This is a genomic window from Spirochaetota bacterium, from assembly GCA_017999915.1.
Lineage (GTDB): Bacteria > Spirochaetota > UBA4802 > UBA4802 > UBA5550 > RBG-16-49-21.
The window spans coordinates 88,906-101,903 of record JAGNKX010000017.1 but is presented as its reverse complement, the minus strand read 5'-3'; the positions used below and the strand labels follow the sequence as shown (position 1 = coordinate 101,903).

Below are 12,998 nucleotides of genomic sequence, written 5' to 3'. Positions count from 1 at the left end.
AGGGCAATGACAAGCGTTTGAAAGACGCCACTACATCGGCAAAAGGCATCGTTGAGCTTGCTGAAGACGGCGAAAACAAAGCGGGCGTCGTAGTCCAGGGCAATGACAAGCGTTTGAAAGACGCCACTACATCGGCAAAAGGCATCGTTGAGCTTGCTGAAGACGGCGAAAACAAAGCGGGCGTCGTAGTCCAGGGCAATGACAAGCGTTTGAAAGACGCCACCACTTCGGCAAAAGGCATCGTCGAGCTTGCTGAAGACGGCGAAAACAAAGCAGGCGTCGTCGTCCAGGGCAATGACAAACGACTCAAAAACGCCACCACATCTGCCAAGGGTATTGTCGAGCTGGCCGAGGATGGCGAAGCTGACGCCGGTGTAGCGGTCCAGGGTAACGATAAACGGCTCAAGGACGCAACCACCGCCGCCAAAGGCATCGTCGAGCTGGCCGAGGATGGCGAAACCAAGGCCGGTGTCGTTGTCCAGGGGAACGATAAACGGCTCAAGGACGCAACCACCGCCGCCAAAGGCATCGTCGAGCTTGCCGAGGACGGCGAAACCAAGGCCGGTGTCGTTGTACAGGGGAACGATAAGCGGCTTAAAAATGCCACCACCACGTCCACGGGCATCGTCGAGCTTGCCGAGGACGGCGAAACCAAGGCCGGTGTCGTTGTACAGGGGAACGATAAGCGGCTTAAAAATGCCACCACCACATCCACGGGCATCGTCGAGCTGGCGGAAGACGGCGAAGAAAGCGCCGGCGTCGCGGTCCAGGGCAATGACCGCCGCATCAAGACCGCCACCGAGAAAACCCCCGGCATCGTGACACTGGCAAAAAACAACGAAACCAGGCAGGGCCATGTAGTGCAATCGGACGATCAGCGTCTCAACAACGCCAGGCCTCCCCTTCCCCATGTCCATGATTACGCGCCGGTGACCCACGAGCACAACAGCCATACCGGTACCATAGCCGTCCGCGGCAGCAGGAATGAGTCCTTCACCCAGGTTACACCGCCCTCGGAAGGATCGACGATCATTTTCGCTAAGAACGAATCGTCCGACTCCGGTTCGATCGGCCTGGCCGGCGTCGCCGGCATCACAGCGGCGAACCAGGCCAATGCCTACGGCGTTGTCGGCCACAGCGGCCATGTGGGAGTCCGGGGCCAGTCATCCGGAGGGACCGAGGAGAACGGCAAGGGGTGCGGTGTCATGGGCATTTCGCGCTTCGGCGCCGGCGGCATCTTCGCCAGCGAGCACGGATTTTCCCTCGTGGCTGACGGCTACGGCGCCATAAGGCAGTATGACGATTCCCTCGACCTCACCGGGAACGGCGATGCCCTCCTCGTTAACGGCCTGTCGCGCTTCAACGGCGCCCTCCATATCCAAAACATGTCTTCCGGGGAATCGGAACAATTCCCGGCCAACCTCGTGGAGATCTTCGAACTTGACGATGCCGAATATATACAGCCCGGGGATATCCTGGTTGCGAGCGAGGGAGGCAAGTCGGTCCTTTCGAGGACCCGGAAGGAGTATAACCGCTCCGTCATCGGAGTTGTCTCCGGAAACCCGACGGTGATCATCAATTCAAACGGCGGAAAGAAGAAGGTCTATCCCGTCGCCCTCACCGGCACGGTCCTGTGCCGCGTGGACGCCCGGCAGAAGCCGCTGCATCCGGGGGATCCCATCGTCACATCGTCCACGCCCGGGTGCGCCATGGCCGGCGTCATTGATTCCTTTGACAAAATAGGAACGGTTCTCGGCAAGGCACTGGATTCTCTCGGGGACGGCATCGGCCTGGTGCCGGTCTTCATCTGCCACGCGTAGCGGCGCCGGTACTCCACTAAAAAAGCGCGGCCGTTAAACCGCGCTTTTTGTACATCCCGGTTATTCTTATATTATTTAAGTCCCAGTTGATTTAGTATGGTAAGCTCGACCCTGTTGAAGACCTTGAACTGGTAATCGCTCAGCTCCTTGGTTATCTTTTTATCCACGTAGGTGATGCGGCGGCAGAAAGGCCTGTTCTCGTACCGGTCGACCCACATGATCACGATGGTGTTCTCACCGTTCCATGCCAACGCGCCCTGCATTTTTTCCAGGTTCTCATTGGTGGAGGGACCGTATTTTTCCTCGATTTTTTTCTTCACCTCGTCCATGGAAAGGTAGGGGAACTTGAGGGCCACGTAAAAGAGCTTTCCCTCGTCGACTTTTTCGGCTCCCTCGCTCTTCTTCTCTCCCTCCTTGGGAGGCGTCTCTTTTTTCTCCCCTTCCTTTTTTTCACCTTTTTTGGCGGCCTCTACGCTCTCAAGGGCCGGGTCCACGTAAAAGAATCCGTAATAGTATTCAAGGTCGCCGTCTTTCGATATGATGATGCTCTTGTCATCGGTATACACAAGCTTCCCCTTGATCTTGTCCCTGGCGTCGGAAAGCTTCACGCCCCAGGCGACCGCCTCATATCCGCCGGGAATATTGGATGAAGCCTTTTTATCGCTGGCCGCGTTTTTGGCCGGTTCCTTTGTCTCTTTCTTTTCCTGACCGTATGACACAGTCATTGCAAAAAGAATCATGATGATGAACATCCGTTTCATAGGCATACCTCGAATAATGCGACAAATCTATTTACCGATCGACGGGCGAGCCGGCCCCCTCGTACACCGGCATACCTGATCCACTTCTTTATCGGCAATTTTGCCGGCGATTATTAAAAAATAGTGGACTCTTTGCGGATACCCGTCAAAAATATGTCTCATAGATATGGCCGGGGCTGTCACTGTTCCAATGCGATCCAATCCCACGGCGATGCGACATTACCAGAATCAACATGGAGGAGACAATGGCTAAGCTGATCGAGGTCAACAGTTCCAATTTCGACACAGAGGTCATGAAATCCGGCGATCCGGTCCTGATCGATTTCTGGGCCCCCTGGTGCGGACCCTGCAAGATGCAGGTTCCCATCCTGGAAAAGCTGGCCCAGTCGCCGGACATCAAGGCCACCATCGCCAAAATCAACACGGATGAAAATCCGGATATTGCCCAGAAATTCGGCATATCGTCCATCCCCACCCTGATCCTCATGAAGGCCGGCGCCGAGGTCGAGCGCTTTGTCGGCGTGCAGCCCGAGGCGGTCCTGAAGCAAAAGCTCCTTAAAGCGTAGGCCATGCGCGCGGTGATCCAGCGGGTGCTGCAGGCTTCGGTGCAGGTCGACGGGGAAACCGTGGCATCCATCGGCAGGGGCATAATGGTCCTTGCCGGCCTCCACGAATCGGACACCGAACAGGACATGGACTACGTCATCGGCAAGCTCCTGGGAGTCAGGATCTTCAACGATGCCGGCGGGGTGATGAACCTCTCCGTGGCCGATACCGGCGGGGAGATCCTGCTGGTGTCGCAGTTCACCCTCTACGGAGACGCCCGCAAGGGGAAGCGTCCCTCCTATTCAAGCGCCATGAAGCCGGAGATCGCCCGTGAGGCATTTGATACATTTGTCGCCCGCTGCCGCGCCCTCCATGAACGGACGAAGTCCGGCGTATTCGGCGCAGACATGAAGGTGACCCTTCTCAACGACGGGCCGGTGACCATCCTCATCGACAGCGCCAGGGCTTTTTAGGCCGGCTACAGGTTATTCCCGGTTTTCCAGAGAAGATACGAGTGAGTGTTGGACTCCCGCTCATCCAGCTTTATCTTCGCCGCTGTCAGCATGAATTGCACCCGGTGAAGGAAAGCAGGGCCCAGCAGGGAAAGCTTCGGCATGATACGGTCGAAATACTCCCGCGGCAGAAAATCGATGACCTGTACCAGGTTCTTGACCTGCCTGTCGGCGCCGAGCAGTTCCCAGAGCGTTTCGGTCCGCGCGAAGATGATGATGTTGCAAATTGACGTGTACAGATCCGCAAGATATGAATTGAAGTACCCCATATCGAGGGTGGCCCGCACCAGGTCCATCACCCAGGACAGCGAGGAGGAACCGGCGAGGAGGCGACGGTTCGATTCAACGTACTGCAGCACGAACATGGAGGAAAAAAGATCATCGGGGATGTCATTCTTTTCAATGGAAGAGCAGTCGAACCCCTGGGCGTAGGCTATCATCAGGTTGTGCTCTTCGCTGTCGGTGGCCAGATGTCGCCAGTGACTGAACCGGGTCCCGCACCTCTTCAGGCCCACCAGGGCAAGGGCCTTTATCTCTGCACTGCCAGCCTCCTTGGCGATGGTATAGAAAAAATTGAGAAGCTCGTCGCATTCGAAGGAGACCAGGGCCTGCAGAATCGACCGCTGCAGCGCCGGCTGCTCGTAGTATTCCGCCATCAGCAGGGGCACCTGCTCCTTCATGCCGAGCTGCCGGATGATGACGGTATCGTCATGGACAAGGAGCCTCTTCTTCAGGGAGACCGAATAGATTTCGCGGTCCCTGAACACATCAAGATAAATCGAGAGGCGCGCGAACAGGTCATCGGAGACATACTGGCGGACCATTGAGTCAGCGGGAATGTTTTCGGTAAGCTCGAAAATGACATGGTCAATAAGCTCGATAAAATTCTGCGTTATTTCATCGGGCTCTTCAATGGCACTGAGAGAATACTCTTCGATGCGCGGCGACGCGTATTCGGCAATGATTGTAAGGGCCTCCATCTTTGATGAAGCCGGCACGATTTTTTCATAACAGGTACGGGCGAATTCCTCGAATCGTCCTCCCCGCAATTGCAGCTCACTCTTCATATCGACCCCAAAGCCACGCACGTCATTTTATTCCAATTGGTATGACCCCCTGCCGTTGTCGAGAATTTTTTAACATAAATAAAAAAATAACGGCCGGATTATGCATCCGCCAAAGATAAAACTATTGACAGCCGCAGCCATGAACGCCTGTGCTAGTTCTGCGAGGTGACCCATGATCTCTGTACCCATAATCGACCATGAACTATGCACTCTTTGCAAACGCTGCGTCAATGTCTGTCCCAAGCGGATTCTCGTCGTGGAGCACGACACGATAAAAACCGTGGAAGAAGAATGCATGCTCTGCTCCCACTGTTATTCCGTGTGCCGCTTCGGCGCCATCAGCTTTGACCCCGAAGCGCTCAGGGCCATAACGATGAGATCCTTCGCATATAAGGAACAGCTCATAGCCCCGGGCGCGTTCAAACCCGGCGACCTCGTCAATTTCGCCCGATCCCGCCGGAGCGTGAGAAAATTCAAGCGAAAGCCCCTGGATGACGATGTCCTATCCGACCTTTTCGAATTCGCCGTCACGGCCCCCTCAGGGAGCAACTGTCAGACATGGGAATTCCTCGCCGTCAATGGACGCGACAAGGTCTGGGGTCTTGCCCGGGAAATAGGGAAATTCTTCGTCAGGCTCAACGGGCTGGCGAAAAATCCACTGATCCGCTATCTTTCGGTCCCCTTTATCGGAACGGCCCTGATCAGGTATTACAACAATAATATGGAAAGCGTTGAGAGGGCGCTGAAAGAGTCGGAAGCGGGCAACGACCTCCTCTTTCACGGCGCTCCGGCCCTCATCATTATCCATGGCACGACCGAGGGAAGCACTCCCCTGGAGGACGCCCAGTTTGCCTCGTACAACATGACACTCCTCGCCCACGCCCTGGGGCTGGGCACCTGTTATATCGGCTATGCGGTGGAGTCTATAAACAGGAGCTCCTCGATCAAAGCCTACCTGGGGATACCGTCCGGCAACAGGATACACGCGGTCCTCGCTGCGGGATATCCTGACGTTAAATTCGAGAAGCCGGCCCTGCGGAAAAAATATTCTGCACGCATAATATGAAGATCTCTGCCGTTGGCAGATAATGCGCCGTTGCCCTCTTTTCTCGGATGGAAACCGTTCCTCTTGTCATTGCGCGGAGCACAGCGACGAAGCAATCCGGAGATTGTTATATTCAGCTATATTCAAAAACAGGATCGCTTCGCCAAGCTCGCGATGACACTGGCTCGATCAGCTTAGTTATAAAATTTAAATTCCTTTAATTATTTTTTCACATCAGCGCCCCCCCTTCGTTTACCGGGATGAGGGGACGCCATGAAAAAAACAATCAGCTTCATCTTCCTTTTTATGCTCCTTGCGGAGACGCGGCTTCTGGCCGGTCTCATGATCAATGAATTCGTGACCAGCACAGCCTCGGACTGGGTCGAATTGACCATGACAGGCAATTCCAAAGAAAAGATGGAGATATCAAAACTCTATGTCACCACCTACTATGGAAAGAACGAATCCTTAAGCGCCGACCCGGTCACCATCTACAGCTATGACCGCTCCGAAACGACCTACGACGACCGTTTTATCGTTGTGCATCTCACCGACCCGGCCACTCCGGACGAAACCGACCTGACCGGCGACACCAACGGCAACGGCTTCATCGATCTGTACTGCAACAATTACTACGCGAGCCTCTGGAACACCGAAGGCGTCATAGCCATCGACAGCGACGACAACCCGGCCAACGGCGGCATCACCGATTTCGTGTTTTACTCCAACCGCGACGGGAGCCCCAACGAAACCGTGGTCTCCTACGTCACGGCGGCCCGCGAACAGGGCCAGTGGCAGGGGAGCGCCGTGCCCGACATCCAGCAGGGCTCGGTATCGATCGGTACGGACGGACTCATGGCCCATATGAGCGTATCACGGAACAGCCTGGCCGACACGAATGGCCTGGCCGACTTTACCGTGACGAACATCCAGACCCCGGGAAAGCCGAACATGACGATCCCGATCTTCATGGGGAAGCGTCTCTTCAAGGCAATGCGCAAAAAGATCACCTTCATATCCGGTCACTACCTCTTCGGCAGCGGCGCCATTCCGGTCTTTGTCTTCATTCCCTGCTGCCTCAAGCTCCGGGTCTTTTCAATGACGGGCATCCTCGTCCATGAATCTCCCCTGTTCGTTTCGATCAATCCCGGGCTCTTCAACCTTTACTGGAATCCCGCATTTCAACGGTCCAGCGTCGTCACCGGCCTGTACCTGTGCAAGATCGAGGCGGTGAACCCTTCCCTGCGCCTTGCCAGCGAAGAGATTATCTACATTATCATGAGCAAATACCAATGATCAAGATAGCGCTTATCCTCTGTATATCCGGGAATCTCCTCAATGCCTTTGATTACCGGGTGACGCCGCCGGCGTCTCTCTTTCCGTTCCGCCAGTCGGCCAACGATCATTCCATCCCCGACGCTATTTCGAATCCGGCGTACCTTCCGCGGATCCCCTATCCCTACCTGCACTGCTCCGGCAGCCGCCCCTACACACAGGACGGTCTCGAAGCCACCACGCTGCGAGCCGGCTACGCGGTGCGGGGATTCGCCATCCAGGCCGTGTGGGACCGCTTCGGCATCGGCGGGTACATGGAGCACGTCGTGGAGGTCAATATCGCATACATGCCGATCAGGTATATCTCCATAGGGAGCGGCGTAACCTACTACAATCTTTCCATCAGGACCGCCGAGGCTTCCCTCAAAACCCACCAGGCCGACTGCAGGGCTTCCATCGTGATCGCGCCCTTCCCCTGGATCGAGGCCGCTTTTCAGCAGGAGAACATAGCCTCCCTGTTCATCAAAAAAAGAAGGGACCTGATGTTTCCCGAATGGAGCGCCGGGGCGGCCCTCAAGCCCTTTAAAGGCCTTGCCATCATGTACAACATAAATAAAACTCCCCACGGGTACGTTAACACCATCGCGGCGTCCGCCAACGTGCTGAAATATTTTTCCCTCAGGGTTGGATACGCCCGGGAAGCAATGACCTGCGCCGGCTCGATCTCCTTCATCTATAAATACGTTGCGGCCTCATACGGCCTGAAATATCATCCCCACCTGGGATTGACCCACACGGTGGGGATCACCCTTTCCGCAACGGAGATGACCCTGGACTCCCTCAGCTACGGCAGCATGTTTTCCCGCGCCAGCGACCGCCGGAACATGGAGAAGGTCAATATCAACGCCTGTTCCATGGAGACGCTTCTCTCGGTTCCAGGCCTGGACAGACAGACCGCGGAGCGTATCATGAAATACCGCAAAACCATCGGTCCCCTGACCCGCACCGGTCTCCTCCAGATCGGTTTGACAGAGAAGGATATCGCCGACCTCCTCCCCCATATCACGGGCCTGGCACAGGAAGAAAAAAGCCCAGCCCCGGACCGGCGCTCCCTGGACCGCATCGAGAAAATACAGAAGGATCTATTTAAACGCCTGGTCGTCCTGGGCGTTCCCGCCGCCTCCGCCCTGGAATGCGCGGACATGGCCCTGAGGGGAGAAAGCAAGAGCTGCGCTGACAGAATCAATGCCATGGCCGACCTCGGAGCCGCGGCACGGAAACAGGCGGTGGGACTATGCTCCGGATCACGATAGTCATCGCTGCCCTCGTCAGCTGCGCCGCCATGGCGGAAAGCGGAAAGGGAAGGCCCGCACCACAGTTATTGATCAAGGCCGAATACCGCCAGGACGCCCTTGATTATGACAATGTTGAAAAACGGTTTGTCCGGGAATCGGCCCGGCTGTCTTTTGGGAAAAGTTCCCTCAGCATCACCCATGTCAATATCGGTCTGAACAAAAAGGAAAACCGTTTCACCCTGAATCTATCCATCCGGGAGTTATCTCCCTATTTCGAATGCGAAATCGGTCATTATTACGCAAATTTCGGAGCCGGCATTCTGGTCGGAAAAAAGATCGCCCTCTCGCCGGACCTCTTCGGCCGCTCCCTCGCCGTTTCCCGGGGGATATCCTTTACGCCGTGCAGCAGCGGGAACCCGTACTTCTGCTTTCAGGGCATCGCGGCGGGAATACGGTACCCGTCGGAACATGTCACCCTCTCCCTCCACGGCTATTATTCATTCAGGAACCGCTTCGTGAGAAATGACCGGTATCACCCCGACATAACCGGGACATCGCTCGCTTCAATACTCATCAGGACAAAGAAGGATTTCCGGTATTCCGAGCCGGTTGAAATACAGGACTGCGGATACAGTTTTCTCCTCACGGCGGCCCGGTGCTTTTCACTGCAATCCTATTTCATCTACACCTTCATCAAGCGCTCCGGGACCCGCGATCTCCTGTGGAACTTCGACACCACGTCGGTTCCGGCCGGGGAAAAGAGATTTTACGGTTACGGGTTCTACTGCCAGTACCGGGATGACTATGTCCTGATCTTTTTTGATCTCTGCTTCCCGAACAGGATCATTGGCACAACCGCCGGAAGATCAAAAACCGTGCGCGGCTACGCCCTCATGTACAGCCTCGCGTTCCGCCATCAGGCCTGCTCCGTCTCTTTTACGGGAAAGCAGACCGATAAAAATTTTTACTCTCCCTACAGCTCAGGATCAGCGTTTCCCGAAACGGCCTGGACCATCTCCCTTTCCGTTCGCCCGGCGAAACCCTTTACCATGGGATGTTCGTTCTTCATGGAAAAAAATCGTATTCCCTCGGGAAATGAACATTACCTCCGATTCATCCGGCGGGAACAGCTTTCTTTCAGGTACAGCGTCCCCCTGAAGGGTTCGTTCTCGGTAAGAATTTCAGATGCGGAAGAAGGGACGAAAGACGGGACCCGCCGCTATCTTCAACTCACGTCATCGGCCCGGCTCTATATCCTGAGATCGATACTCCTCGGCTGCGGCGGTTCCATCCGGCGAACCGGCTCAGGGCGCCTTTCCGGCTCCGTCAGCTGCGGGACCAGGTTCGCCCTTTTCCGCCTGCTTCTCCTTGATGTCCGCTATTCATACTATTTCATCGCCGGCGCCAATCCACTGTACGCGTCAGCCTCACGGCCGTCGGATTCCATCAGCCGCGGCACGTTCATCCGCACCTCATCCCACTGCATCTCGGGGAAAATCCTCTTCAGATTCCAGGGATGCCGCTTTTCAGCTGAATATCTTCACCGGTTTTCCGGCAAACAGGTCATTCAAAGCCGCGTGGAGGCGTCGGGAAGCTGCTTTTTTCAATAAAAATCTTGACAAAAACAGGATTCGTTATTAACTTAAAGTTAACTTTAAGTTTAATTATCAGGCCGATGCAAGACGAAACATTCACCATCTCCGAGCTGGCAGAGGAACTGGACATAAATCCCTCGACGATCCGCTTTTACGAGCAGAAGGGCCTCATCACCCCGGGGAGGACCAAGGGGAACCAGCGCGTGTACACGCGGCAGGACCGGGGGCGCCTGAAGCTCATCCTCCGCGGAAAACGGTTCGGCGCCACCCTGGACCAGATCGCGGAGATGGTCGGCATGGCCGATGACGTGATAAACGAAAAGAGCCAGATCGATACCAGCCTCTATTACATTGAGCAGAAAATGAACGACATCATCAGGCAGAAGAAGGATCTCGATCTATTTCAGGCCGACCTTGCGGCATTGAAGCGCAAGCTTCTGAAAAGGCGGCGGGAACTGACGAATAAATAACGTGCGATGCAACAACAGGAGGTTCGCCATGTTTGACTACATTATGACTGAAGAGCAGAAAAAGCTGCGGGACGAGGCGCGCGAGTTTACCCGGTGGGTGCCGCGGGAGATGATTCTCGACATGGATTCCGAGAAGCTTCATTTCCCCCATGAATATCTCAAGGAATGCGGCAGGCGGAACCTGCTCGGCATCCGGATCGCGAAGGAGCTGGGGGGCCGCGGACTCGGCTGGGTGGAGGACGGCATCGTGGCGGAGGAGATCGGCGTTGCCAGCTATTCCCTCGCCTGCCTGTGGGGCGTGGGCGCCGACATAGTCTGCGAGGCGGTGGCGACCTTTGGCTCCGATGAGCTGAAAAAGGCCATCGTAATGCCGCTCCTCAAGGGAGACGTATACGCCGCGGAATGTCTCACGGAGCCGCGGGGCGGCTCCGACTTTTTCGGCGCCACGACGGCCGCCCGCAAGGACGGCGGCGACTGGATCATCAACGGACAGAAGCGCTTTATCGTGGGAGCCGAGGGCGCCGACTGGTTCATGACTTACGCGGTGACCGATCCTGGCGCGCCGGCTCACAAACGGCTCACCTGTTTCTTGATCCCGCGGGACGCCGGCGTGGAAACCAAGTACCTGTACGGTCTCATGGGCGTGCGAGGAGGAGGCGCTGGCCGGGTGATTTTCAATGACGTGCGCGTCCCCGAGCGCTACGCCATCAACGGTATCAACGGCGGCTTCGACGTATTTGTTAAAAACATGATCCCCGAGCGGCTGGGGACCGCTCTCATGACCATCGGTTCGGTCCGTCCGGCAGTGGAGATCGCCACGCGCTATACCTCGAAGCGCAAGGCCTTCGGACAGCCGATAATGAACTTCCAGGCCGTCGGCTTCAAGGTGGCCGATTCAGCCATGATGATGGACGCGATCCGCTCGGTGGGATACACCGCCGCCCTGGCGGCCGATAGCCCTGCGGCCCACCCGGGACGGGTGAGACGCATGGCTTCGCAGGCCAAAAAATTCATAACCGAGGGCGCCTGGCAGATAGCCAACAACTGCATGCAGGTGATGGGCGGCATCGGCTACACCAACGTTTTTCCCCTTGAGCGCATCGTCCGCGACATCCGGTTGGCCTCCATCTGGGTGGGAACCAACGAGATCCAGCAGTCCATCATACAGACGGAATGGTACAAGGAATATCAAAAGGTATACTCAAAAGATCCTGTGCGTGACGTTGAGCAGGATGCTGTCGGGGCGGACCAGGTCGAGGAAAAGGTATACGAATAGTGCATTGTGCATACAAATAAACCGTCACCGGAACCACTGAGTTTCGATACCGGCACATAAAAGAATAAAGAACCGCATCGGCATCTTACTTTATCTGTATAAATGAAGATAAAGTAGATGAAAAATGCGGTTTTTTAGTCGACACTTGAAATTATTTTGATTGAAATTTTTTTTATAACTATACAGCATGCTTAAGTTGTACGATTAATATGATATACGTTCCTATTCATGCGGACCGGCATCCGCGTATGAATCAATGACCGCCATGGCATGGGTAACACCGCCACGAGGGAACGATAGTCGCTATATTTCTGTGGACAAAGGAAATCATTGATGCAGATAAAACTGTGGGGGGTCCGGGGTTCACTTCCTTCTCCGACTAGCAACGATGAGTACTCTAAAAAAATAGTACGGATTCTGGATCTCGCGATTAAATCGGGATTAAAAAACAGCTCCGGCATAGCCGAGTTCGTGCAGTCGCTCCCGGACGACCTCAGGTATATTTTCGGAGGCAACACGACCTGTGTCAGCGTGACCTCGAACAGCGGCAAGATATACATTCTCGACTGCGGCTCAGGCATCAGGCTCCTGGGCTATGAGCTGATGAAAGGACCCTGCGGCAAGGGCCAGGGAAACGTCGATATTTTCATGACCCACTTCCACTGGGACCACATCCAGGGACTCCCCTTTTTCACACCCCTGTATATAAAAGGAAACGTCCTCAACTTTTATTCTCCATACGGCAATCAGCAGAAATTCCTTACCGACCAGATGGCGCCGCCCTATTTTCCGGCACTCTTCGACGGCACTGAATCGACAAAACAGTACATCCATCTGGACCCGAAAAAAAGAGAGCCCCTGAAGCTTGAGGATGATCTCTATGTGGACTTTTTCCCCCTGAAGCATCCCGGTGGGAGCTTTGCCTACCGCTTCAAGCAGGCAGGCAAGACCTTCATCTTCGCGACCGACGCGGAATTCACCGGCGAGGTCTTTGAAAAAGGCCACGACCAGATCTACGAATTCTTCCAGAACGCTGACCTGCTCATAATCGATTCCCAGTATACCCTGGATGAATCCTTTATGAAATTCGACTGGGGTCACACCAGCTACACCATGGCCGTCAACTGCGGACTCCGGTGGAAGGTCAAGAACCTGGTCATGACGCATCACGAGCCGGCCTATACCGACACCAAGCTTTATGAAAACTACCTGGCCGCGATCGAGCATGGGGAAAATTGCGCGAATGATACGACACAAATACATATCGCCACAGAGGGCATGACGTTCAATCTATGACGCGGCCGCAGCCGTTCCGATACCGCGCCGTCCCGCGTGA

Annotated in this window: 12 protein-coding genes; 10 read left to right on the top strand and 2 right to left on the bottom strand. The window is 55.4% G+C overall.

The annotated features are described in order from the left end of the window. Nucleotides 1-1,820, top strand: a 1,820-nt coding sequence (locus KA369_20825; GenBank protein MBP7738431.1) for a hypothetical protein, incomplete at its 5' end; no start/stop codon positions are given. 71 nt (nt 1,821-1,891) lie between these two features. Here the strand turns inward: KA369_20825 and KA369_20820 are convergent. Continuing rightward, a complete protein-coding gene (locus tag KA369_20820; protein MBP7738430.1) occupies nt 1,892-2,581 on the bottom strand; it encodes a hypothetical protein in 690 nt (229 codons plus the stop codon). A gap of 245 nt (nt 2,582-2,826) precedes the next feature. On the opposite strand from KA369_20820, the gene trxA reads away from it, so the two are divergent. Together trxA and dtd are read left to right on the top strand one after the other, a co-directional pair. After that, nucleotides 2,827-3,147, top strand: coding sequence for a thioredoxin (gene trxA / locus KA369_20815; GenBank protein ID MBP7738429.1), 321 nt, complete (start codon nt 2,827-2,829; stop codon nt 3,145-3,147). 3 nt (nt 3,148-3,150) lie between these two features. Beyond that, nucleotides 3,151-3,600: a D-tyrosyl-tRNA(Tyr) deacylase gene (gene dtd, locus KA369_20810; protein ID MBP7738428.1), complete on the top strand. Its 450-nt coding sequence runs from the start codon at nt 3,151-3,153 to the stop codon at nt 3,598-3,600. Between the two features lie 5 nt (nt 3,601-3,605). Here the strand turns inward: dtd and KA369_20805 are convergent, their stop codons facing one another. Next, complete coding sequence (locus KA369_20805; protein MBP7738427.1) at nt 3,606-4,706, bottom strand: hypothetical protein; 1,101 nt, start codon at nt 4,704-4,706, stop codon at nt 3,606-3,608. 172 nt (nt 4,707-4,878) lie between these two features. On the opposite strand from KA369_20805, the gene KA369_20800 reads away from it, so the two are divergent. From KA369_20800 to KA369_20770, 7 genes are all read left to right on the top strand, one after another. Further along, a complete protein-coding gene (locus tag KA369_20800; GenBank protein ID MBP7738426.1) occupies nt 4,879-5,772 on the top strand; it encodes a nitroreductase family protein in 894 nt (297 codons plus the stop codon). Nucleotides 5,773-6,024: 252 nt separating this feature from the next. Next, on the top strand, nt 6,025-7,047 hold the full coding sequence (locus KA369_20795; GenBank protein ID MBP7738425.1) for a hypothetical protein: 1,023 nt from the start codon (nt 6,025-6,027) through the stop codon (nt 7,045-7,047). Beyond that, entirely contained in the window at nt 7,044-8,339 is a 1,296-nt protein-coding gene (locus tag KA369_20790) for a helix-hairpin-helix domain-containing protein (GenBank protein ID MBP7738424.1), read from the top strand. The genes KA369_20795 and KA369_20790 overlap by 4 nt, the downstream gene beginning before the upstream one ends. Continuing rightward, the gene (locus KA369_20785; protein ID MBP7738423.1) at nt 8,321-9,931 is read left to right on the top strand and encodes a hypothetical protein; all 1,611 of its coding nucleotides are present in this window, start codon (nt 8,321-8,323) and stop codon (nt 9,929-9,931) included. The genes KA369_20790 and KA369_20785 overlap by 19 nt, the downstream gene beginning before the upstream one ends. 65 nt (nt 9,932-9,996) lie before the next feature. After that, nucleotides 9,997-10,386 carry a MerR family transcriptional regulator gene (locus KA369_20780; protein ID MBP7738422.1) on the top strand — a complete coding sequence of 130 codons (390 nt, stop codon included), beginning with the start codon at nt 9,997-9,999 and terminating at the stop codon, nt 10,384-10,386. A gap of 28 nt (nt 10,387-10,414) precedes the next feature. Next, nucleotides 10,415-11,662, top strand: coding sequence for an acyl-CoA/acyl-ACP dehydrogenase (locus tag KA369_20775; protein MBP7738421.1), 1,248 nt, complete (start codon nt 10,415-10,417; stop codon nt 11,660-11,662). Nucleotides 11,663-12,001: 339 nt separating this feature from the next. Beyond that, nucleotides 12,002-12,958 (top strand): MBL fold metallo-hydrolase, encoded by a 957-nt coding sequence (locus tag KA369_20770; GenBank protein ID MBP7738420.1) that lies wholly within the window; start codon nt 12,002-12,004, stop codon nt 12,956-12,958. Nucleotides 12,959-12,998: the final 40 nt, after the last annotated feature.